Consider the following 22,287-nt stretch of genomic DNA (forward strand, 5'->3'; position numbering starts at 1 on the left):
TCGTCGCTGTGGTCGGCACCGGTGCCATGGGCGCCGGTATCGCCCAGGTCGCCGCCCAGGCCGGCCACGTCGTGAAGCTGCTCGATAACCGACCGGGGGCCGCTGCCAAGGCGGTTGACGGCATTCGTGCCCAGTTCGCCAAGCTGGCCGACAAGGGCAAGCTTTCCGCCGAGGCCGCGCAGGCGGCCGGCGAGCGTCTGGTTGCCGTCGAGCAGTTGAGCGACTTGGCCGATGCCGCGCTGGTCGTCGAGGCCATCGTCGAGAATCTCGAAGCCAAGCAGAAGCTGTATGCCGACCTCGAAGCCATCGTCGGCGCCGATTGCATCTTCGGCACCAACACGTCGTCGATCTCGGTGACCGCCATCGGTTCGGCGTTGCAGCGCCCTGAGCGCCTGGCCGGCCTGCATTTCTTCAATCCCGCACCGCTGATGGCGCTGGTCGAGATCGTTTCCGGCCTGGCGACCGACAAGGTGGTTGCCGAAACCCTGTTCGCCACCGCCAATGCCTGGGGAAAGACGGCCGTGCATGCCAAGTCGACGCCGGGCTTCATCGTCAATCGCGTTGCCCGTCCGTACTACGCCGAAGCGCTGCGCATCGCCCAGGAAGGCGCCGCCGACTACGCCACCATCGATGCCTGCTGCCACGAGGCCGGCGGTTTCCGCATGGGGCCGTTCGAGCTGATGGACATGATCGGCCACGACGTCAATTTCGCCGTGACCAATTCGGTCTGGCGGGCCTTCTACAACGACCCGCGCTTCCTGCCGTCGCTGATCCAGCAGGAACTGGTCGATGCCGGCTTCTACGGCAAGAAGACCGGGCGCGGCTTCTACGACTACCGGGACGGTGCCGAAAAACCCGTGCCGCAGACCGAGGCGCCGCAAACGCCGGCCGGCAAGATCACCGTCTATGGCGAATGCGACATTGCCGATGCCATGGTCGAGCGTCTGCAGCACAGCGGGCTGTCCTTCGGGCGGGCGCTGGCTTCCGATGGCCGGCTGCTGGAAATCGGCCGCGCCGTGCTCTACATCACCGACGGGCGCAGCGCCACGCAGCGGGCCAGCGAAAGCGGCGTCGCCAATACGGTGCTGATCGACCTGGCCCTCGACTACGCCAAGGCCACCCGCCTTGCGGTCGCTGCGGCGGAGCAGTGCGATCCCTCGGCCATGTCGGCGGCGGTCGGCCTGCTGCAGGCGGCCGGCTTTGCCGTGTCGCGTTTCCTGGATGTCCCCGGTCTGGCGGTCATGCGTACCGTGGCCATGCTGGCCAATGAGGCTGCCGACGCAGTCAATCAGGGCGTGTGTACCGAAAAGGGTGCCGATCAGGCCATGCGCCTCGGCGTCAATTATCCGCAAGGCCCGCTGGCCTGGGCCGATCAGGTGGGCGTCGCCGCGATTCGCGACGTGCTGGCCAATCTCGGCGCCAGCTATGGCGAGGACCGCTATCGCATTTCGCCGCTGATCCAGCGTGCCGTGTTTGCCGGAAGGAAGATTCATGACTGAACACAAGCTTTCGCCGGCCGAAGCGCAGGCACTGGCCGAGGCAACCGCCGAGGCCATGTTCTCGCGTGACCGTGCCGCCCAGGCGCTAGGCATCAAGATCGTCCGTGTCCAGCCGGGCGCATCGCTGCTCACCATGGCCGTGCGTTCCGACATGGTTAACGGCCACCACATCTGCCACGGCGGCATGATCTTCAGCCTGGCCGATACGGCATTCGCCTATGCCTGCAACAGCTACAACAGGAACACCGTCGCTTCCGCCTGCCACATCGATTTCCTGGCGCCCGCCAAGGAAGGCGAGACGCTGGAAGCGGAAGCCGTCGAGCAATCGGCCTCCGGGCGTACCGGGGTCTATGACATCACGGTGCGTACCACAGGTGGCAAAACCATCGCCCTATTCCGGGGCAAGAGCTATCGTATCAACGGCGAAGTCATCGCCGGCCTGCAACAGGCCGACTAAGCCGACCTGACCAGAGAGAGGAGACAACCATGCCCGTCAAGAAGCCCCTGCCCGGCGATCTCGAGCCAATCGAAACCGCCAGTCGCGACGAAATCGCCGCCCTCCAGCTGGAGCGCCTGAAGTGGTCGGTGCGCCACACCTACGATAACGTCGAACCGTATCGCCAGAAATGTGTCGCCAAGGGTGTGCATCCGGATGACCTGAAGACGCTGTCCGATCTGAGCAAGTTTCCGTTCATGACCAAGCTCGATCTGCGCGATCACTACCCGTTCGGGCTGTTCGCGGTGCCGCGCAACAAGCTGGCCCGCCTGCACGCCTCGTCCGGCACCACCGGCAAGCCGGTGGTCGTCGGCTACACCAAGAACGACCTCGACAACTGGGCGAATGTCGTCGCCCGCTCGCTGCGTGCCGCCGGCGTCCGCCCCGGCGACATGGTGCATAACGCCTACGGCTACGGCATGTTCACCGGTGGTCTTGGCGCCCATTACGGCATCGAGCGCGCCGGCTGCATCGCCGTGCCGATGTCCGGCGGGCAGACCGAAAAGCAGGTCCAGCAGATCATGGATTTCAAGCCGGACGCCATCATGGTCACCCCGTCGTACTCGCTGGTCATTGCCGAGGAGTTCGAGAAGCAGGGCATTGCCCCCGAGGACATTTCCCTCAAGGTCGGCATTTTCGGGGCCGAACCCTGGGGCGAGGGCATGCGTGCCGAAATCGAGCGCAAGCTGGGCATCGACGCCATCGACATCTATGGCCTGACCGAAGTGATGGGCCCGGGCGTCGCTAACGAGTGCATCGAGACCAAGGACGGCCCGGTGATCTGGGAAGACCACTTCTACCCGGAAATTATCGATCCGGAAACCGGCGAAGTGTTGCCCGACGGCGAGGAAGGCGAGCTGGTGTTCACCTCGCTGACCAAGGAAGCCTTCCCGGTCATCCGCTACCGTACCCGCGACCTGACTCGCCTGCTGCCGCCGACCGCCCGTTCCTTCCGTCGCATCGGCAAGATTACCGGCCGTTCCGACGACATGCTGATCATCCGTGGCGTCAATGTCTTTCCGACCCAGATCGAGGAAATGATCCTGCGCGACCCGCGTCTGGCCGGCAATTACCAGGTGGTCGTCACCCGCGATGGCCACATGGACAACCTCGAAGTGCGTTGCGAGATCCAGCGCGAGCTGTCCGGCAAGTTGGCGGCCGCCGACATCCAGCAGATCGGCAAGGAATTGCAGCACCGCATCAAGACCAATATCGGCGTATCGACCAAGATCACCGTGATGGATTTCGACGCCATCCCGCGTACCCAGGTCGGCAAGGCCAAGCGCGTGCTCGACGAGCGCCCGAAGCAAAACTGAGGAAATGACGATGACCCAAGCCTTTATCTGCGACGCCATCCGCACCCCGATCGGCCGTTACGGCGGCGCCTTGTCCGGCGTGCGCCCCGACGATCTCGGTGCCATCCCGCTCAAGGCGCTGATGGAGCGCAACCCGCAGGTCGACTGGACGGCCGTCGATGACATCATCTACGGCAATGCCAACCAGGCCGGCGAAGACAACCGTAACGTCGCCCGCATGTCCGGCCTGCTCGCCGGCCTGCCGATCGAGGTGCCTGGCACGACGGTCAACCGCCTGTGCGGTTCCGGCATGGATGCGGTCGGTCTGGCCGCCCGTTCGATCAAATCCGGCGAAACCGGCCTGATGATCGCCGGCGGTGTCGAAAGCATGTCGCGCGCCCCGTTCGTGATGGGCAAGGCCGAGTCGGCCTTCTCCCGTCAGGCGGCGATCTACGACACGACCATCGGCTGGCGCTTCATCAACCCGCTGATGAAGAAGCTGTACGAGACGCACTCGATGCCGCAGACGGCGGACAACGTCGCTGCCGATTTCAACATCAGCCGCGCCGACCAGGACGCCTTTGCCGTCCGTTCGCAGCAGCGTTGGGGCGCTGCCCATGCCGCCGGCCGTTTCGCTGACGAACTGGTGCCGGTGGTCATTCCGCAGAAGAAGGGCGACCCCAAGGTTGTGGACACGGACGAGCATCCGCGTCCGGAAACCACGCTGGAGCAACTGGCCAAGCTGAAGGGCGTCAATGGCCCGGACCTCAGCGTTACCGCCGGCAACGCCTCGGGTGTCAACGACGGGGCCTGCGCTCTGCTGCTGGCTTCGGAAGCAGCCGCCGGCAAATACGGGCTCAAGCCGCTGGCCCGCGTGGTCGGCATGGCGACCGCCGGTGTAGCGCCGCGCATCATGGGTTTCGGCCCGGCCCCGGCCGTACGCAAGGTGTTGGCCCAGACCGGCCTGACGCTCGATCAGATGGATGTCATCGAACTCAACGAGGCCTTTGCCGCCCAGGCGTTGGCCGTGCTGCGCGACCTTGGGCTCTCCGACGATGCTGCGCATGTGAACCCCAATGGCGGTGCTATCGCGCTCGGCCATCCGCTCGGTATGAGCGGTGCCCGACTGGTCACCACCGCAGCTTACGAACTCAAGCGTCGTGGCGGCCGCTATGCCTTGTGCACCATGTGTATCGGGGTTGGGCAGGGCATCGCCATGGTCATTGAGCGTATCTGAGCTATTGCTTTTTCTGGAATGCGTTCCATAATAAGGAACGCTAATATCTTAACGAAGGAGACAAACCCAATGAAGAAGATGATGAAGAAACTGGTCGCCGGCGCTGCCCTGACCATGGCTGCATTCGGTGCTTTCGCCGCCGATCCGATCAAGGTCGGGTCGGTCCTGTCCGTGACCGGTCCAGCCGCTTTTCTGGGCGATCCGGAACTGAAAACCCTGCAGCAGTATGTCGACGAGATCAACAAGAAGGGCGGCGTCCTCGGTCGCCAGTTGCAGCTCGTTCATTACGACGACGGTAGCGACGCCAACAAGGCCAACGGCTTCGCCAAGCGCCTGATCGACGACGACAAGGTCGACGTCATCGTCGGCGGCACCACGACGGGCGCCACCATGTCGATGGTGCCGCTGGTGGAAAAGGCCGGCGTGCCCTTCATCTCGCTGGCTGGCGCCGTGGTCATCATCGAGCCGGTCAAGAAATTCGTCTTCAAGACCCCGCACACCGACCGCATGGCCGCTGAAAAGGTCTTCGAGGACATGAAGAAGCGCGGCATCAGCAAGGTGGCGCTGCTCTCCGAAACCTCCGGCTTCGGTCAATCGGGCAAGAAGGAAACCGAAGGCGTCGCCGCCAAGTACGGCATCACCCTGGTGGCCAGCGAAACCTACGGCCCGAAGGATACCGACATGAGCCCGCAGCTGACCAAGATCAAGAGCACGCCGGGTGTCCAGGCTGTCTTCATCTTCGGTCTCGGTCAGGGTCCGGCCATCGCCACCAAGAACTACAAGCAGCTGGGCGTCACCTTGCCGCTCTACCACGCCCACGGCGTCGCTTCCGAAGAGTTCATCAAGCTCGCCGGTCCGGCTGCCGAAGGTGTCCGTCTGCCTGCCGCCGCCCTGCTCGTCGCCGACAAGCTGCCGGCCAACGACCCGCAGAAGAAGGTTGCCGTCGATTACACCAAGGCCTTCCAGGACAAGTGGAAAACCGATGTGTCGACCTTCGGCGGCCATGCCTACGATGGCCTGATGATCGTGGTCGACGCCATCAAGCGCGCCAACTCCACCGACAAGGCCAAGGTCCGCGACGCCATCGAAGCGACCAAGGGCTACGTTGGTACCGGCGGTGTCGTGAACATGTCGGCTACCGACCACATGGGTCTCGACCTGTCGGCCTTCCGCATGCTGGAAATCAAGAACGGCGACTGGAGCCTTGCCCAGTAATCGGTTAGCGCAGTACCGGTAGTACAAAAAAATCATAAGCCGGGTGCGGACCCCTCAGGGGCCGAACCCGGCAAACCCCTCCAACCCCACGGAGAACATCATGTATACACAGTCATTCAACGTGCCGGATTCTCCCGGCGCGAAGAGCGTCGCTTTGGCTCCTTCCGCCGAAGATTCCGCCCTGCAGGCGGCTTTCGATGCCCGCATCGATGCCGATGGACGCATCGAGCCACAGGACTGGATGCCCGAGGCCTATCGCAAGACCCTGGTGCGCCAGATCAGCCAGCACGCCCATAGCGAAATCGTCGGCATGCTGCCCGAAGGAAACTGGATCTCGCGGGCCCCGAGTCTCAAGCGCAAGGCCATCCTGATTGCCAAGGTGCAGGACGAGGGCGGTCACGGCCTCTACCTCTATTCCGCCGCCGAAACGCTGGGCACCAGCCGCGACCAGATGCTCGAAGGCCTGCACAGCGGCCGAGCCAAGTACAGCTCCATCTTCAATTACCCGACCCTGACCTGGGCCGACGTCGGCGTTATCGGCTGGCTCGTGGACGGCGCCGCGATCATGAACCAGGTGCCGCTTTGCCGCTGTTCCTACGGCCCCTACGCCCGCGCCATGGTCCGCGTCTGCAAGGAAGAATCCTTCCACCAGCGCCAGGGCTACGAAGCCCTGCTCGTCATGATGACCGGCACCGATGAACAGAAGGCGATGGTGCAGGATGCCGTCAATCGCTGGTGGTGGAAGTGCCTGGCCATGTTCGGCCCGCCCGACGCCGACAGCCCGAACAGCGCGCTTGGCATGCGCTGGGGTATCAAGCGCGTCTCCAACGACGAGCTGCGCCAGAAATTCGTCGATGCCACCGTCCCGCAAGCCAAGGTGCTCGGCGTCACGCTGCCCGATCCCGACCTCAAGTGGAACGAGGAGCGCCAGCACTACGACTACGGCCAGATCGACTGGGCCGAGTTCTGGGAAACCGTGAACGGCAACGGCCCGTGCAACAAGGAACGCCTGGCCACCCGCGTCAAGGCGCACAACGAAGGGCAGTGGGTGCGCGAAGCCGCGCTGGCCCACGCCGCAAAAAAACAAGCCCGTAGCATCAAGGAGGCAGCATGAGCACCCAACTGAAAGAATGGCCCCTCTGGGAAATTTTCGTCCGCAGCAAGCAGGGCCTCGAACACAAGCATTGCGGCAGCCTGCATGCCGCCGACGCCGCCCAGGCGCTGGAAATGGCGCGCGACGTCTATACCCGCCGCCAGGAAGGCGTGAGCATCTGGGTTGTCGAATCGAAGGCGATCACCGCCAGCAATCCCGACGAAAAGGGCGAGCTGTTTGATCCGGCGGCCGACAAGATCTACCGCCACCCGACCTTCTACGAAATCCCGGAAGAAATGGGGCACATGTAATGAGCGCCGCCGTCGATTACCTGCTGCACCTCGCCGACAATGCCCTGGTCCTTGGCCAGCGCAATGCCGAGTGGTGCGGCCACGGCCCGATCCTCGAAGAGGACATCGCGCTGTCCAATGTCAGCCTCGACCTGATCGGCCAGGCCCGCCTGCTCTACCAGCTGGTCGCCACGCTCAAGGGCGGCGACTGCACCGAAGACAAGCTGGCCTATTTCCGCGACACGCACGAGTTCCGCAACTACACGCTGCTCGAATTGCCGCACCACGGCCCGCTGTCTGGCTACGCGCAGAGCAGCCTCGACTACGGCACGACCATCGTCCGCAATTTTCTGTACAGCGCCCTGATGGCGCTGCTCTGGGAAGCGCTGGAAAAGTCGACCAATGCCGATCTGGCTGCCATTGCCGCCAAGTCGCTGAAGGAAGTGCGTTACCACCTGCGCCATTCGCGCGACTGGCTAGTGCGCCTCGGCGACGGCACCGACGAGTCGCATGCCCGCGTGCAGGCTTCGCTCGACCATCTGTTCGCCTATACCCAGGAGTTCTGGGCGCACAGCCCGGCCGAGGCAGCCGCCATCGCCGCCGGCATCGGCGTCGATGTGACGACGCTGAAGGCCGACTGGGATGCCATCGTCGATGCGGCACTGGACGAAGCCACGTTGCAGCGTCCGGCGATGAGCGGTTACGTCACCGAGGGCAAGCAGGGCATCCATTCGGAACATCTCGGCTTTCTGCTGGCCGAAATGCAAAGCCTGGCCCGCGCCCACCCGAACGGCGTCTGGTAAGCGATGAATGCGAACGTCGAGGCGGCCTGGGCTGCGCTGGAGGAACTGACCGACCCGGAAATCCCGGTCATTTCCCTGCGCGAACTCGGCATCCTGCGCGATGTCCGCCCGGCAGCGGATGGTGGCCTGGAAGTGGTCATAACCCCGACCTACAGCGGTTGTCCGGCGATGGGACAAATCGAGGACGATGTGCGTGCCGCGCTCCACCATGCCGGCATTGCCGCCCGCGTCTTCACGCAGTTGTCGCCGGCCTGGACGACCGACTGGATGAGCGATGCCGGCAAGGAAAAGCTTCGTGCCTACGGTATCGCGCCACCGCACCGGACGCCGCCGGGCAGTAGCGTCGTTCGCTTCATCAGCAAACCGGCTTCCGCCGAGACCGTGCCCTGTCCGCATTGCGGATCGGGCCATACGGTCGAATCCTCACATTTCGGGTCGACGGCCTGCAAGGCGCTCTACAAGTGCCTCGATTGCCAGGAACCGTTCGACTACTTCAAGCCTTACTAGCGAGGCATCGTCATGTCAGCCCTCCGTTTTCACGAACTCACCATCAAGCGGGTCAGCCCCGAGGCCGCCGGTTCGGTGGCCATCACCTTCGACATTCCCGCCGCCGAGCGCGAGACCTTCAGCTTCCAGCCCGGCCAGTTCCTCACGCTGCGGGCCAAGGTCGAAGGACAGGAAGTCCGCCGCAGTTACTCGATCAGCAGCCCGAAGAGCCGCCTGGACAAGGTCGGCGAGCTGGAAATCGGCATCCGCCCGGTCGAGGGCGGCCTGTTTTCCAACTGGGCCGCGCAAACCCTGAGGGCGGGTGCCCGCCTCGACGTCATGCCGCCGGACGGGCGCTTCGTCGTCAAGAAAGCGCGTGCCATCCACCGCGTCGGCTTTGCGGCCGGATCGGGCATCACGCCCATCCTGTCGATTGCCGCCACCACGCTGGAAGAACAGCCGGAATCGAAATTCACCCTGGTCTACGGCAACCGCCGCATGTCCAGCGTGATGTTCAACGAAGCCCTGCAGGATCTCAAGGACCGCTATCCCGATCGCCTGACGCTGATCCACATCCTGTCCCGCCAGGCGCAGGAGGTCGATCTGCTGCAAGGCCGCATCGATGGCGACAAGGTCAAGGCCATCATCAAGGCGCTGTTGCCGGTGGCCAGCATGGACGAAGTGTTCATCTGCGGCCCGGAAGCCATGATCGATGCGACCGAAAAGGCGCTGATCGAAGCCGGCGTGCCGGACAGCCGCGTCCATACCGAGCGTTTCACCAGCGGCCCGGCACAGGCGGCCAAGATTCAGGCGGATACCGACTCCTCGGCCAGCCGCAAGGCTGCCGCCAAGGACATCGCGCTGACCATCGTCCTCGACGGCAAGCAGCATGAATTGCAGATCGGCGCCGACGAGCATGTACTCGATGCCGCCATCGAGGCCGGACTCGATCTGCCGTTCTCGTGCAAGGCCGGCGTCTGCTGCACCTGCCGCGCCAAGGTGCTGTGCGGCGAGGTGGTCATGGACAAGAACTTCACGCTTGAGGCCGACGAGATGCAGCAGGGCTATGTTCTGAGCTGTCAGGCCCGCGCTACCACGCCGCAACTGACGGTCAGCTTCGACGACCGCTGATTTTTTCAAGACACTGCACTTGGGCCGCCCTCTTGTCCCTTCGGGGGCGGCCATTTTTTTGGAGAACCCCATGTCCCAAGTCGTCCTCACCGAAGTCATCGGCAAGGTAGGCCTGATCCGCATCAACCGACCGGAAGCGATGAACGCCCTGAACAACGACGTCGTCGACGGCATCGGTGCCGCCATCGACCGCTACGAAGCCGACGAAGCCATCGGCTGCATCGTCATCACCGGCAATGAAAAAGCCTTCGCTGCGGGAGCCGACATCGGCTTCATGAAGGACTTCGACTACATGCACGCCTACAAGACCGACTTCATCACCCGCAACTGGGAACGCGTGAAGACGGCCCGCAAGCCGGTGATCGCTGCAGTAGCCGGCTTTGCCCTGGGCGGCGGCTGCGAGATGGCGATGATGTGCGACATGATCTTCGCCGCCGATACCGCCAAGTTCGGCCAGCCGGAGATCAAGCTCGGCACCCTGCCCGGTGCCGGCGGCACGCAACGCCTGCCGCGTGCTGTCGGCAAGGCCAAGGCCATGGACATGTGCCTGACCGCCCGCATGATGGACGCGGCCGAAGCCGAGAAGTCGGGCCTGGTCGCCCGCGTCATCCCGGCCGATCAACTGCTCGAAGAAACGCTCAAGGCCGCGCAGACCATCGCCAGCTTCTCGCTGCCCGTGGTCATGATGATCAAGGAATCGGTCAATCGCGCCTTCGAATCGAGCCTCAACGAAGGACTGCTCTTCGAGCGCCGCGTCTTCCATTCCGCCTTCGCCCTCGAAGACCAGAAGGAAGGCATGGCCGCCTTCGCCGGGAAGCGCAAACCAACGTTCAAGAACCGCTGAGGCAAACCATGTACCAGACTCTCGAAATCGAACGCCAAGGCAAGGTCGCCACCATCTGGATGAACCGTCCGGCTGTCTTCAATGCCTTCGACGAACAACTGATCGCTGAACTGGCCGCCGCCTGCAAAGAACTCGATGCCGACAGCGGCGTGCGTGTCGTTGTCCTCGGCGGGCGCGGCAAGCACTTCTCGGCCGGTGCAGATCTCAACTGGATGAAGCGCGCCTCGCAATTTACCCACGAACAAAACGTCGAGGATGCCCGCAAGTTCGCCGGGATGCTGCGTGCCTTGTCCGGCATGTCCAAGCCGACCATCGCCCGCGTGCAGGGGGCGGCTCTGGGCGGCGGCACTGGTCTGACGGCAGCGTGCGACATGGCTGTGGCCAGCGACGATGCCGTGTTTTCTACCTCCGAGGCCAGGTTCGGCATTATTCCGTCGGTGATCAGCCCCTACGTGCTGCGTGCCATCGGCCCCCGACACGCCCTGCGCTATTTCCAGAGTGCCGAGCGGATAAGCGCCGAACGCGCCCTGGCCATCGGTCTGGTCGGCGATGTCGTGCCGCTCGCTGAGCTCGACGCCTGCCTCGGCAAGCTGGTCGACACCTTGCTCCAGTGCGGCCCTCTGGCCCAGAAAGCGGCCAAGGACCTGATCGCCGCGGTCAGCGGCAGGCCCATTGACGACGCTGTCAGCGAGGAAACCGCGCAGCGCATCGCCCGCCAGCGCGCCACCGACGAGGCAAAGGACGGCATCGGCGCCTTCCTCGACAAGCGGCCGGCGAGCTGGTTGTCCTGAACCGTTCGTGCTGGTGTGCGCGCTCGCCTGGCCGAGTCGCGCACCAAATCGAAGCGACAACAACGGTCGGCTTCGTCAATCGGGAAGCGGATCGTCAAACGGTAATAAACCCAAAGGAGAACGCATGAAACTTGGTATCTCGCTACTCGTTGGACTCTCTCTGCTGAGCACGGCAAGCGCTGAAAACGGCGTTACCGGCGACAGCATTGTGCTCGGCCAATCCGTCGTCCTGAGCGGGCCGCTCGCCGAGAACGGCGTTCAATACACCAAGGGCATTCGTCTCTATCTCGATCAGGTCAACAAGAGCGGCGGCGTTAACGGTCGCAAGATCGAGCTACTGACCCTTGATGATGCGTACAGCCCCCAGAAGGCAGAAGAGAACACACGGCAGTTGATCGAACAGAAGCAGGTTTTTGCGCTGCTCGGCTATGCGGGAACCGGGTCAACCATGGCATCGCTGCCTTTGGCCGAGAAAACCCAGACGCCATTCATTGCGCCTTATTCGGGCTCGGACGGCTTGCGGGCCAAGGTGAGCCCGGTTTTGTTTCACCTCCGGGCGAGCTACGGCGACGAAATGTTCAAGATCGTCGAGCATCAAACTACGCTCGGCGTGAAGGATATAGCCATCGTTTATCAGGACGACAATTTCGGCAAAGCCGGGTTGAAAGGCTTTGAGGCGGCGATGAGCCATTTCAAGCTGAAGCCGGCCGCGGTGCTGGCGGTCGATCCCGCCAGGCTGGATGAGTCGGTAGCCGCAAAGGTTGCCGAATTGGGCAAGGGCAAGCCGGCCACGGTGGTCCTGGCGACGGCCGGCAAGGTCTCGTCGGCGGTCATTGCCGAGACTCTGAAAAGTGGGCTTCGACCACAACTCATCGGGCTTTCCGTGGTCAGCGCGGCGCAACTGCTCAATGACCTGAAGGGCGATACGGCCGGTATCATCGTCGCACAGGTGGTTCCCTCGCCATGGAGCAGCAAATACCGGATCGTGCGCCAGTATCGTGAGGCGCTCGCCAGCAAAGGCGAGGAGCCGCACTACGCTTCCCTGGAAGGCTTCGTTGCCGCTCGCGTGATGGTTGAGGGGTTGCGGCGAGCCGGTCAGAACCCGACGCGCAGTTCCTTGCTTGGCGCGCTGGATGGATTGCGTCGTTTCGACCTCGGGGATTTCGTGGTCGACTACGGTAACGGCCGGCATGTCGGTTCGACGTTCGTTGACCTGTCGATGATTCGCGGCAACGGGCAGTTTATTCAGTAGGCCTTGCTGTCGTTCCGGGGGCTGGCGCTCCGGAACGCTTTGGAGATTCAGTGATCAGGTCGGAATCTTCGGCTCGCCGTGCGCGCCCAGTCTGACCGACAAGGCTTCGGCATGGCGTTTCAGGCTGCTGACCACCTCGCCATCGGGGTGGGTGTCGAACATCCCCTGCACGCCGACGACCAGTACGGCCATGCTGATTTCGTTCTTGAAGTTGAAGACCGGCGCGGCTACGGCTTCGACGCCGGGAACCTTGTGTTGCCCTCCGGTGGCGGCGAAACCTTGTGTGCGGACTTCGGTCAGCATGGCCTCGACAGCTGTACGGGTGCTTAGCTCGGGCGGCAGCCTGGCATGTTTCAGTTCGTCGGCGATCATCGGCGCCACCGTCTTTTTGGGCATCCAGGCAGCGAAGACGCGGCCTGTTGCGGAGGACAGCAAATCGAGTACGGTGCCGGTGATGACGTTGACCGTGATCGGTCGGCGCGGCCGCTCCCAGCGCACGATGACCGGTCCCTTGTCCCCCCACACGGCGAGGGCGGTAGTCTGGTTGATTTCGTCGCGCATCTCGGCGATGGCAGCAAGACCCAGGCGGACGCGATCCAGCCGGTCGAGGGCGACCAGGCCGATGTTCATGGCAAAGGGGCCGAGGTCATAGCGCGAGGACATCGGATCCTGCTCGACCAGCCCGGCGCGGATCAGGCTGACCAGGTAGCGGTGGGCCTTGGAGGCCGGCATGTCGGCCGCAGCAGCGATTTCCTTGAGCATCATCGAGCGCTGGCCGTTCACCATGGCGCGCAGGATACCCATGCCGATCTCCAGCGACTGTACGCCGTGCTTGCCGTCGATGTCGTCGTTCATGGCATCTCCTTAAGTTCTGTTATTTAAAATCGGTTCTATAATATAGCACTGCCATTCCGAAGAGAGTATTCCCATGCAAGCCTTGAGAGTCTATGCCATCGATGGCATCGTTCCGGTGGTCGACCCGACGGCCTATGTACATCCCAGCGCGGTGCTGATCGGCGACGTCATCGTCGGCCCCGGCTGCTATGTTGGTCCCTGTGCCAGCCTGCGCGGCGATTTCGGGCGCCTGGTCCTGGAAGCTGGCGCCAATGTGCAGGATACCTGCGTGATGCACGGTTTTCCCGGTACCGATACGGTGGTCGAGGAGAACGGCCACATCGGCCACGGGGCCGTGCTGCATGGCTGTCGCGTCGGACGCAATGCCCTGGTCGGCATGAATGCGGTGGTCATGGACAATGCCGTGGTCGGCGAGGCGAGCATCGTGGCGGCTTCGGCCTTCGTCAAGGCCGGCCAGGAAATCCCGGCGCGTACGCTGGTGGCGGGTATGCCGGCCAAGGTCATCCGGCCGCTGAGCGACGAGGAAATCGCCTGGAAGACGGAAGGGACGCGGACTTATCAGGATCTGACCCGTCGCTGCCTGGCGAGCATGGTCGAGACGGTACCGCTGACTGAAGTCGAGGCGGGGCGCAAGCGCATCGAAATGCCCGATGTGGTTCCGCTGGTCGAATTGAAAAAACGGAGCGGCTGATCCGCGCTTCGCCAAGACTCAGGCCTTGAGCGGGTCGTATTGCGAAAAGCGAGCGGCCAGCGAAACGTCGACAACCGGAACGCTGCCGTCGGCAAGGCAGAGCAGCTCGTCGAGATGCCGGTTGGATGGCAATTCGAGGCGCTTGTAGAGTTCCTTGCACAAGAGCCGGGCCTGTTGGCCGGGCCAGTCGGCGGGGAGCAGCACTTCGGGCAGTTCCGGGTCGCGCAGCAGCAGTCGGCGATAGTCGTGGATGAGCAGGATGCGCAACAGGAAGGCATCCTGGTCGGTGATCGTCGCCAGGTGGTCGCGCCGAAGCTCGTCGACAATGGGCTGATAGGCGGCGACGAACTGGCTGTAGTCGTCGGCCAGCGCACTGAGATTCCAGGCACGGCCAACGAGGTCGGCATCGCTTGCCGACTGGGCGGAGCGTGAGTCGGCCGCGAACAGCGGCAGCAAGGCGCTCAGCGACGACGACAGGCCTTCGGCGATCAGGGCGTCGAGAACACTCGGCAGTTCGGCGCTCGGGTGGACGAAACAGTCGGCGCCGAGTGCGCCAAAACCCTGCCAGAACAGTGCGCTGCGCACGTGTTCGCGGGTCTTCGGGTCAAGTTCGCCGACCACCAGGATCAGGCGCCAGCGTCGGTCCCACAAGGGAGCATGCGCTGCGTAGATATGCCGGGCGGCCTCCTCGAATCGGCGTCGACCGGATGGCGTCAAAACGTAATCGGCACGTCGGCCGATGGTTTCCGTTCTTAGCCATTCATCCTTGGCCAAGCGGAAAACGGAGGTGCGAATCAGCCGCTCGTTCAGTTCCAATGGCTCGAGTAAACGGATCAGGCTGCCCAGCCAGATCCGTCCACCGCGCGGCAGGATGGCATCGCCGAACACGGTGATGATCAGCGAACCGGCTTGAACCCGGCGCTGTTGTCGGAAAGTGTCGAGGCGTTGCTGAACGAGAGTGCTCACGATGTTTGGCGGCGATGAAACGGAAAGGGGGCTCTAGGCGAGCCCTGTGCAGTTCGAGGCAAATTATACTGCAGTTGCGTATCGGTTCCGGGCGCGGTTTGCTCGCTGAAATTGGGCATTTTCGATTGATTTCGTGATTTGTCGATACAAAGTTGTTTGCAAGTTTTTGTTTGGTGTATCGCGTTTGCCTTGCTTTGCAGCAAAAAAAATCCCCTCGCTTGGCTGCAGGCCGTCAAGGCGGAGGCATGGGCGATGGAGGGGGCTTTCCCGTTGCGGCTCGGAGCCGCTCCAGGCGAATGGGTGAAGTGTGGTAGATTCATTTCCGCTCTTGGTAAATTTTCTTCCAAGTATTTGAATTCAATGATCTGTTGCGTGCTGGATATGCTTGTCGGGCGAGGCGTGCAGCCGCTTGCTTGCGAGCGGGGTTTGCATCCGAGGCCAATGGCTGGGTGTTTGGCCGCACAGTGGGATATGCGATGAAATATCTGTTGTTGTTCGGGCTGTTTGCAGTGATCTGGTGGGTTTGGTCGAAGCGCAAGGCCTCAGCCGACGTGCCGCCGGCGCGGCCGGCGTCGCCGGATGCGGAAAAAATGGTCAGCTGCGCGCAGTGCGGGGTTTACTTGCCGGAAAGCGACAGCATTTCCGAGGGCGGGCAGGCGTATTGCTGCGAGGCGCACCGCGCACAGGGCCGATCGGCCGAGCGTCGATGACCGACTGGCTCTCGTCGACCTGGGAGGCCAACTGGCGCTCCTTTCAGTATTTCAATCTGTATCGGCTGGTTCTTGCACTGCTATTTTGCCTGGCGCTGCTTTTTCCCAACGAATGGACCGCCCGTCTCAATCTCCTGCCGACATCGCCGATTCTGGTGCTGACGGCTTTCTACCTGTCGGCAACCTTGGGCGGCCTGCTCCTGGCAACGCACTGGCAGCAGCATTTCAACAAGCAGCTCTCGGCGCAGGTGATGATCGATATTGCGGTTGTCACGGCCTTGATGCTGCAGGCGCGCGGCGTCGGCAGCGGGCTGGGTATCCTGCTGCTGGTCTCCCTGGCTGCGGCCAGCCTGGTCGGGCGCGGGCGCCTGGTGCTGTTCTACGCGGCCATTGCCACCCTGGCGGTACTGCTGATGCAGTCCTACGGCATCCTCGCCGAGCAGTTCGAACCGGCGACCATCGTCCAGGCCGGCCTCATTTCCGCCGGTTTTTTCGCCACAGCTGTTCTGGCGCGCTTGCTCGGCCAGCGCGTGATGATCAACGAAGATCTGGCCCGGCGCCGGGGCGTGGCCTTGGAAAACCAGATACTGATCAGCCAGCGGGTTGTCGAGCGGGTTCAGCACGGCGTTGTGATTGTCGGTCGGGATGGCGAGGTAATCCGCTGTAATCCCATCGCACAGGAAATGCTCGGTCTGCCGGATACCGGTGTTCCGGCGCCGTTGGCCGAGTCCTCAGGCGTCCTGGCCGACGCCTTGGCCGCCTGGCGTGGTACGGGAAAGATCGGCCAGTTGAACTTTGCCCGGGCGGGCGGTCGCGACTTGCATGCGCGCTTCGAATCCACCAGTAGTTCTGATGGCGAGATCCTGATCTTTCTGGAGGATCTTGGGCGCATCAAGGAGCGGGCGCAGCAGCTCAAGCTGGCTTCGTTGGGGCGCCTGACGGCGAGCATCGCCCACGAAATCCGCAATCCGCTGTCGGCCATCGGTCATGCCGGCGAACTGCTGCGTGAGGAGCGCCGGGGCGAAATGCAGGATCGCCTGCTGCGGATACTGAACGACAACGTGATCCGCCTTGATCGCATCGTCAAGGATGTTCTGGAGCTCGGCCGCCAAAACCGGGCGGAGCCGGAAACCCTGGCCGTCGAAGCCTTTTGCGTTGCTTTCCTGGATGAGTTGGCGGGTTGCGACAGTCTTCCCGATGGCGTGGTTGTGCTTGAGGTGCGCGACGATTTCAGTATCTGCTTCGATCGTTCGCACTTGCACCAGGTGCTGTGGAATCTTGTCAGCAATGCTGTCCGCCACTCGACAGGCGGGCCGGGGGCGGTTCGCGTGGTGTTTCAGAACGGCGCGACGCCGGGGCGAGTAGAATTGCACGTGATCGACGATGGCCAGGGCATTCCGGAGTCCGTGCGCGAGCAGATTTTCGAGCCCTTCTTCACGACGCATACGCAAGGAACCGGCCTCGGGCTTTTCATTGCCCGGGAATTGTGCGCCACCAACGGCGCGAGCCTTGAGCTGCTGGTTGCGGACCAGGGGGCGCATTTTATTGTTGCAGGGAGAAACGACACGTGTCAGCTGCCAAATCCGAACGACGCCCCCGCGGCGAAATGAGCCGGGTGCTCGTCGTTGACGACGAGGCCGACATCCGCGAACTGATTGATCTGACACTTGCCCGGATGGGGCTGGCCACGGAATGCGCCGGCTCGGTCGCCGAGGCGCGGGCGGCGCTGGAGGCTGGCGATTTTCAGCTGTGCCTGACCGATATGCGGCTGCCGGACGGCGAGGGGCTGGAGATCGTTCGCTACATCACCGAGCACTGCCCGCAGACACCGGTTGCCGTGATCACTGCCTTTGGCAGCGCGGGGAATGCGGTCGCCGCGCTGAAGGCCGGCGCTTTCGATTACCTGGCCAAACCGGTCGGGCTGGAGCAGTTGCGGGCGCTGATCAAGTCGGCGCTGCGCCTGCCGGGCGGCAGCCAGGACGAGGCCAACCCCTTGCAGGCGTTGATCGGCGATTCGCCGGCCATGCAGCAGGTGAGGACGATGATCGAGAAACTGGCGCGCAGCCAGGCACCGATCTACATCTCCGGCGAGTCGGGTAGCGGCAAGGAACTGGCGGCGCGCCTGATCCACGGCCGCAGTGCACGCGCGGCCAGCCCATTCGTGCCGGTGAACTGTGGCGCCATCCCCGAAAACCTGATGGAAAGCGAGTTCTTCGGCTACCGCAAGGGCGCCTTTACCGGCGCGCAGGATGATCGGGAAGGTTTCTTCCAGGCAGCCAGCGGCGGCACCCTCTTTCTCGACGAAGTGGCCGACCTGCCGCTCGCCATGCAGGTCAAGCTGCTGCGCGCCATCCAGGAAAAACGGGTGCGCAAGGTTGGCAGCGTGACCGAAGAGCCGGTCGATGTCCGCATTATCTGCGCGACGCACAAGAATCTGCGCGAGTTGGTGGACAGAGGGGCCTTCCGCCAGGATTTGTACTACCGCCTGAATGTCATCGAACTACGCATGCCGCCCCTGCGCGAGCGGCTGGAGGATATTCCGCCGCTGCTCGAGGCCATCTTGCGCCGGGTTTTCGGCGACACGCCGCCGCGGCTGTCGAGCGGCGCGCTCAAGGCGCTGCAGTTCTATTCGTTTCCCGGCAACGTACGGGAGCTGGAAAACATCCTCGAGCGGGCGACTGCACTGTGTTCCGACGATAGCATCGAGGTCGACGACCTGCATCTTGGCCCGGAGGAAATACACGAGGGCGAAGCCCAGGGCAGGGGTAGCGAAACGCTCGACGATTACCTGAATCGCCTGGAGCGCCAAGCTATCCTTGAGGCGCTGCAGAAGGCCGAAGGCAATCGCACGGCGGCGGCGCGCCTGCTTGGCGTAACCTTCCGCTCGATGCGCTATCGCCTTGAACGCCTGGGTATCGACTGATGGCCTGGCGGGACGACGGGTGGCTGGAAGGTGTCGACTGGCTGCCTTCGCCCAACTTTGGTGAACGCCCGGCCGATGCCGAGGTGTCGCTGGTCGTGATCCACAATATCAGCTTGCCGCCGGATCAGTTCGGCGGCAACTGGGTTGAGGACTTCTTTCTGAACCGGCTCGACCGCAATGCGCATAGCTATTTCGCGACCATCGCCGATGTGCAGGTGTCGGCCCATTTCTACGTCCGGCGCGACGGACGGGTCATCCAGTTCGTCGGCTGTGACCGGCGCGCCTGGCACGCAGGTCAGTCGTGCTGGTGCGAACGCGCCAATTGCAACGACTATTCCGTGGGTATCGAACTCGAAGGCGCCGACACGACGCCGTTCGCGCCCGAGCAGTACGTGGCACTGTGGTCGCTGCTGGAAGCCTTGCGCGAGCGCTACCCGCTGACCGCCGTTGCCGGGCACAGCCATGTGGCGCCGGGGCGCAAGACCGACCCGGGGTCGCATTTCGACTGGGCGGCGCTGGTCGCCCGCCATCCCGACCTGGCCTTACCGCCCGAAGTAACGGCCTAGGCGCTCGACGGCTTCGGCCAGCCGCGGTATTTGCGTGGTGTAGGCGAAGCGGATGTGTTTCTCCGGGGCGTTGCTACCGAAGTCCAGTCCCGGTGTCGCCGCGACGCCGGCCTTTTCCAGCAGGTCGCGGGCCAGCGTGTAGCTGTCGTCGGACAAGGCCGAACAGTCGCAATACAGATAGAACGCACCTTCCGGGCGGGCCGTGACGCGCAAGCCGAGTGCTTCGAGGGCGGGGGCCAGGAAATCGCGGCGGCGACGAAATTCGGCGCGGCGCTCCTCCAGGATGGCAATCGTTTCCGGTTCGAAAGCGGCGAGTGCGGCATGCTGGGCAGGGGTGGACGGGCAGAGCGTCAGGTTCTGCGCGAGTTTCTCCACGTCGCGCACATAGGTTTCCGGAATGACCATCCAGCCGAGGCGCCAGCCGGTCATCTGGAAGTATTTGGAGAAGCTGTTGATGACCCAGATGTCGTTGCCGGCGGCGCAGGCAGTCGGTGCGTCCGTTTCATTCCCCTCGGGGGCTTCCTTCGGGGCGTAGGTCAGGCCGTGATAAATCTCGTCGACGATGAAGTGGCCCTGCAGCTCCCGGCATGTGGCGGCCAGCGCCTCGATCTGGGCGAGCGTCAGCAGGGTGCCGGTCGGATTAGCCGGCGAGGCGACGAGCAGCCCGGCTGTCTTGTCGGTCCAGTACTGGCGAAGCATGGCCGGTGTCGGTTGGAAATTGCTCTCCGGGCCGACCGGGATGCTGACCGGGCAGCCTTCGTACGTGCGCAGGATGTGGCGGTTGCACGGGTAGCCGGGGTCGGCCAGCAGCCATTCGTCGCCGGGGTTGGCGAGCGCGGCGAAGGCTAGGTTCAGCGCGCCCGAGGCGCCGTTGGTAATGGCAATGCGGCCGGCCGGTACGGCAACCCCGTAGCGTTCGCGATAGAAGGTCGAGATTGCAGCGCGCAACTCAGGCAGGCCGAGGGCCTGCGTATAGAGTGTCTTGCCGCCTTCGATGGCGCGTATGGCGGCGCGGGCAATCGGCTCGGGCGTCGGAAAGTCGGGTTCGCCCACTTCCATGTGGATGATGTCGTGTCCTCCGCTTTCCAGTTGTCGGGCCCGGGTTAGCAACTCGACGACGTGAAAAGGCTCGATATCAGCCAGGCGGCGGGCGGGGCGGTAGGTCATGGCAATCCTCAAATAAAAACGGCCACCCGGAGGTGGCCGTTGCATTATCGCTCAGGCGATGATCAGGCAGCGTCCTTGAAAATGCCCATTTCGAACAGTTCGCGCTTGAGCACGAGTTCGCGCGGCATCTTTTCGCCCATCTTGTCGAACCACTCCTTGTGGCCTGCCAGTTCAGACTTCCAGGCATCGGCGTCGATGGTCGTCAGCGCCTCGAACTCGTCCTTGTTGATTTCCAGGCCGGTCCAGTCGATATCCTCGAACTTCGGCATCCAGCCGAGGACGGTTTCCTTGGCGGCGACGGTGCCCTTGCAACGCTGGACGATCCACTTCAGGACGCGCATGTTGTCGCCGAAGCCCGGCCACATGAATTCGCCCTTCTCGTTCATGCGGAACCAGTTCACGCAGAAGATCTTCGGGGTGGCATCGACGGTCTTGCCCATGCGCAGCCAGTGGTTGAAGTAGTCACCCATGTGGTAGCCGCAGAACGGCAGCATGGCGAACGGATCGCGACGGACGACGCCCTGCTGGCCGAAGGCAGCAGCGGTGGTTTCGGAACCGAGGGTAGCGGCCATGTAGACGCCATAGTTCCAGTTGAAGGCCTGGTAGACCAGCGGCACGGTGGTGGCACGGCGGCCACCGAAGATGAAGGCGGAAATCGGCACGCCGGCGGGATCTTCCCAGGCGGCATCGACGGACGGGCACTGGCCGGCCGGGGCGGTGAAGCGGGAGTTGGCGTGGGCCGCCTTCTTGCCGGCCTTGCCGTCTTCCGGCGTCCAGTCGTTGCCCTGCCAGTCGATCAGGTGATCCGGCGCCTGCTTGGTCAGGCCTTCCCACCACACGTCGCCATCGTCAGTCAGCGCGACGTTGGTGAAGATGATGTTTTCCTTCAGGGTGGCCAGGGCGTTGAAATTGGTCTTCTCGCTGGTGCCCGGGGCGACGCCGAAGAAACCTGCTTCCGGGTTGATGGCGTAGAAGCGGGTGACGCCATCCTTGTCGACGCGCGGCTTGATCCAGGCGATGTCGTCGCCGATGGTGGTGATCTTCCAGCCGTCGAGGGTCTTCGGCGGGATCAGCATGGCGAAATTGGTCTTGCCGCAGGCCGACGGGAAGGCAGCAGCGACGTAGGACTTTTCACCTTCCGGCGATTCGACGCCGAGGATGAGCATGTGTTCGGCCAGCCAACCCTGGTCGCGGGCCATGGTGGAGGCGATGCGAAGGGCAAAGCACTTCTTGCCGAGCAGGGCGTTGCCGCCATAGCCGGAACCGTAGGACCAGATTTCGCGGGTTTCCGGGTAGTGCACGATGTACTTGACGGTCGGGTTGCACGGCCACTTGGCATCCTGCTGGCCGGCTTCGAGCGGGGCGCCGACGGTATGCACGCAGGGTACGAATTCGCCATCGGTGCCGAGCACGTCATGCACGGCCTTGCCCATGCGGGTCATGGTGCGCATGTTGACGACGACGTAGGCGGAGTCGGAAATCTCGACGCCGATGTGGGCGATCGGCGAACCGAGCGGGCCCATCGAGAACGGGATGACGTACATGGTGCGGCCCTTCATGCAGCCCTTGAACAGGCCGTTGAGGGTTTCGCGCATCTTGGCGGGCTCTTCCCAGTTATTGGTCGGGCCGGCGTCTTCCTTCTTCTCGGAGCAGATGTAGGTGCGGTCTTCGACGCGGGCAACGTCGGACGGGTCGGAGAAGGCGAGGTAGGAGTTCGGGCGCTTTTGTTCGTTGAGCTTGATCAGGGTGCCGGCCTTGACCATTTCGGCGCACAGGCGGTCATATTCTTCCTGCGTGCCATCGGCCCAGTGGATACGGTCAGGTTGGGTCAGGGCGGCGATTTCGGCGACCCATTTTTTCAGGCCTTCGTGTTTGACGTAATCGGGCGCGTTCAGCGGTGCGGTCATGGCGATATGTCTCTCTCTAAGTTGCTGATAAAGCTAGGTTTCACGCCAGTCGCCGGGAGCTGCCACCAAG

At 63.4% G+C, this 22,287-nt stretch carries 22 protein-coding genes; 18 read left to right on the top strand and 4 right to left on the bottom strand.

Annotated elements, in window-relative coordinates; translation table 11 throughout:
* Window positions 1–26: 26 nt before the first annotated feature.
* From paaH to AB6Q56_RS00585, 13 genes are all read left to right on the top strand, one after another.
* Window positions 27–1,499: a 3-hydroxyacyl-CoA dehydrogenase PaaH gene (paaH, locus tag AB6Q56_RS00525; protein WP_434517104.1), complete on the top strand. Its 1,473-nt coding sequence runs from the start codon at window positions 27–29 to the stop codon at window positions 1,497–1,499.
* On the top strand, window positions 1,492–1,956 hold the full coding sequence (gene paaI / locus AB6Q56_RS00530; protein WP_434515266.1) for a hydroxyphenylacetyl-CoA thioesterase PaaI: 465 nt from the start codon (window positions 1,492–1,494) through the stop codon (window positions 1,954–1,956). Before paaH ends, paaI begins: the two co-directional genes overlap by 8 nt.
* Window positions 1,957–1,985: 29 nt before the next feature.
* A complete protein-coding gene (paaK, locus tag AB6Q56_RS00535; protein ID WP_434515267.1) occupies window positions 1,986–3,311 on the top strand; it encodes a phenylacetate--CoA ligase PaaK in 1,326 nt (441 codons plus the stop codon).
* A 10-nt stretch (window positions 3,312–3,321) separates the two neighbouring features.
* On the top strand, window positions 3,322–4,527 hold the full coding sequence (gene pcaF / locus AB6Q56_RS00540; RefSeq protein ID WP_434515268.1) for a 3-oxoadipyl-CoA thiolase: 1,206 nt from the start codon (window positions 3,322–3,324) through the stop codon (window positions 4,525–4,527).
* Between the two features lie 69 nt (window positions 4,528–4,596).
* Complete coding sequence (locus AB6Q56_RS00545; RefSeq protein WP_434515269.1) at window positions 4,597–5,742, top strand: ABC transporter substrate-binding protein; 1,146 nt, start codon at window positions 4,597–4,599, stop codon at window positions 5,740–5,742.
* A 100-nt stretch (window positions 5,743–5,842) separates the two neighbouring features.
* Complete coding sequence (paaA, locus tag AB6Q56_RS00550) at window positions 5,843–6,856, top strand: 1,2-phenylacetyl-CoA epoxidase subunit PaaA (RefSeq protein WP_434515270.1); 1,014 nt, start codon at window positions 5,843–5,845, stop codon at window positions 6,854–6,856.
* Window positions 6,853–7,146 carry a 1,2-phenylacetyl-CoA epoxidase subunit PaaB gene (gene paaB / locus AB6Q56_RS00555; RefSeq protein ID WP_434515271.1) on the top strand — a complete coding sequence of 98 codons (294 nt, stop codon included), beginning with the start codon at window positions 6,853–6,855 and terminating at the stop codon, window positions 7,144–7,146. The genes paaA and paaB overlap by 4 nt, the downstream gene beginning before the upstream one ends.
* On the top strand, window positions 7,146–7,928 hold the full coding sequence (paaC, locus tag AB6Q56_RS00560; RefSeq protein ID WP_434515272.1) for a 1,2-phenylacetyl-CoA epoxidase subunit PaaC: 783 nt from the start codon (window positions 7,146–7,148) through the stop codon (window positions 7,926–7,928). Before paaB ends, paaC begins: the two co-directional genes overlap by 1 nt.
* Before the next feature lie 3 nt (window positions 7,929–7,931).
* A complete protein-coding gene (paaD, locus tag AB6Q56_RS00565; protein ID WP_434515273.1) occupies window positions 7,932–8,435 on the top strand; it encodes a 1,2-phenylacetyl-CoA epoxidase subunit PaaD in 504 nt (167 codons plus the stop codon).
* Window positions 8,436–8,447: 12 nt separating this feature from the next.
* On the top strand, window positions 8,448–9,545 hold the full coding sequence (gene paaE, locus AB6Q56_RS00570) for a 1,2-phenylacetyl-CoA epoxidase subunit PaaE (protein WP_434515274.1): 1,098 nt from the start codon (window positions 8,448–8,450) through the stop codon (window positions 9,543–9,545).
* Window positions 9,546–9,615: 70 nt separating this feature from the next.
* Window positions 9,616–10,389 carry an enoyl-CoA hydratase gene (locus AB6Q56_RS00575; RefSeq protein ID WP_434514226.1) on the top strand — a complete coding sequence of 258 codons (774 nt, stop codon included), beginning with the start codon at window positions 9,616–9,618 and terminating at the stop codon, window positions 10,387–10,389.
* 8 nt (window positions 10,390–10,397) lie between these two features.
* Window positions 10,398–11,180: an enoyl-CoA hydratase/isomerase family protein gene (locus tag AB6Q56_RS00580; protein ID WP_434515275.1), complete on the top strand. Its 783-nt coding sequence runs from the start codon at window positions 10,398–10,400 to the stop codon at window positions 11,178–11,180.
* Window positions 11,181–11,304: 124 nt separating this feature from the next.
* A complete protein-coding gene (locus tag AB6Q56_RS00585; protein WP_434515276.1) occupies window positions 11,305–12,432 on the top strand; it encodes an ABC transporter substrate-binding protein in 1,128 nt (375 codons plus the stop codon).
* A 54-nt stretch (window positions 12,433–12,486) separates the two neighbouring features.
* On the opposite strand, the gene AB6Q56_RS00590 is transcribed toward AB6Q56_RS00585, so the two are convergent.
* Window positions 12,487–13,287, bottom strand: coding sequence for an IclR family transcriptional regulator (locus AB6Q56_RS00590; RefSeq protein ID WP_434515277.1), 801 nt, complete (start codon window positions 13,285–13,287; stop codon window positions 12,487–12,489).
* Between the two features lie 73 nt (window positions 13,288–13,360).
* Here AB6Q56_RS00590 and paaY point away from each other — a divergent pair, with 73 nt between their 5' ends.
* A complete protein-coding gene (paaY, locus tag AB6Q56_RS00595) occupies window positions 13,361–13,978 on the top strand; it encodes a phenylacetic acid degradation protein PaaY (RefSeq protein ID WP_434515278.1) in 618 nt (205 codons plus the stop codon).
* A gap of 18 nt (window positions 13,979–13,996) precedes the next feature.
* On the opposite strand, the gene paaX is transcribed toward paaY, so the two are convergent.
* The gene (paaX, locus tag AB6Q56_RS00600; protein ID WP_434515279.1) at window positions 13,997–14,944 is read right to left on the bottom strand and encodes a phenylacetic acid degradation operon negative regulatory protein PaaX; all 948 of its coding nucleotides are present in this window, start codon (window positions 14,942–14,944) and stop codon (window positions 13,997–13,999) included.
* A 476-nt stretch (window positions 14,945–15,420) separates the two neighbouring features.
* Here paaX and AB6Q56_RS00605 point away from each other — a divergent pair, with 476 nt between their 5' ends.
* From AB6Q56_RS00605 to ampD, 4 genes are read left to right on the top strand one after another with little or no spacing between them, the layout of a single operon-like run.
* Window positions 15,421–15,654 (top strand): PP0621 family protein, encoded by a 234-nt coding sequence (locus tag AB6Q56_RS00605; protein WP_434515280.1) that lies wholly within the window; start codon window positions 15,421–15,423, stop codon window positions 15,652–15,654.
* Window positions 15,651–17,264: a sensor histidine kinase gene (locus tag AB6Q56_RS00610; RefSeq protein WP_434515281.1), complete on the top strand. Its 1,614-nt coding sequence runs from the start codon at window positions 15,651–15,653 to the stop codon at window positions 17,262–17,264. Before AB6Q56_RS00605 ends, AB6Q56_RS00610 begins: the two co-directional genes overlap by 4 nt.
* Window positions 17,222–18,577: a sigma-54-dependent transcriptional regulator gene (locus AB6Q56_RS00615; protein WP_434515282.1), complete on the top strand. Its 1,356-nt coding sequence runs from the start codon at window positions 17,222–17,224 to the stop codon at window positions 18,575–18,577. The genes AB6Q56_RS00610 and AB6Q56_RS00615 overlap by 43 nt, the downstream gene beginning before the upstream one ends.
* Entirely contained in the window at window positions 18,577–19,143 is a 567-nt protein-coding gene (gene ampD / locus AB6Q56_RS00620; protein WP_434515283.1) for a 1,6-anhydro-N-acetylmuramyl-L-alanine amidase AmpD, read from the top strand. Before AB6Q56_RS00615 ends, ampD begins: the two co-directional genes overlap by 1 nt.
* Here ampD and AB6Q56_RS00625 read toward each other — a convergent pair.
* Window positions 19,120–20,310: a pyridoxal phosphate-dependent aminotransferase gene (locus tag AB6Q56_RS00625; protein ID WP_434515284.1), complete on the bottom strand. Its 1,191-nt coding sequence runs from the start codon at window positions 20,308–20,310 to the stop codon at window positions 19,120–19,122. The genes ampD and AB6Q56_RS00625 overlap by 24 nt on opposite strands.
* Before the next feature lie 62 nt (window positions 20,311–20,372).
* The gene (locus AB6Q56_RS00630) at window positions 20,373–22,217 is read right to left on the bottom strand and encodes a phosphoenolpyruvate carboxykinase (GTP) (RefSeq protein WP_434515285.1); all 1,845 of its coding nucleotides are present in this window, start codon (window positions 22,215–22,217) and stop codon (window positions 20,373–20,375) included.
* Window positions 22,218–22,287 lie beyond the last annotated feature (70 nt).

Origin of the sequence: Dechloromonas sp. ARDL1, assembly GCF_051122455.1 — a bacterium.
GTDB lineage: Bacteria > Pseudomonadota > Gammaproteobacteria > Burkholderiales > Rhodocyclaceae > Azonexus.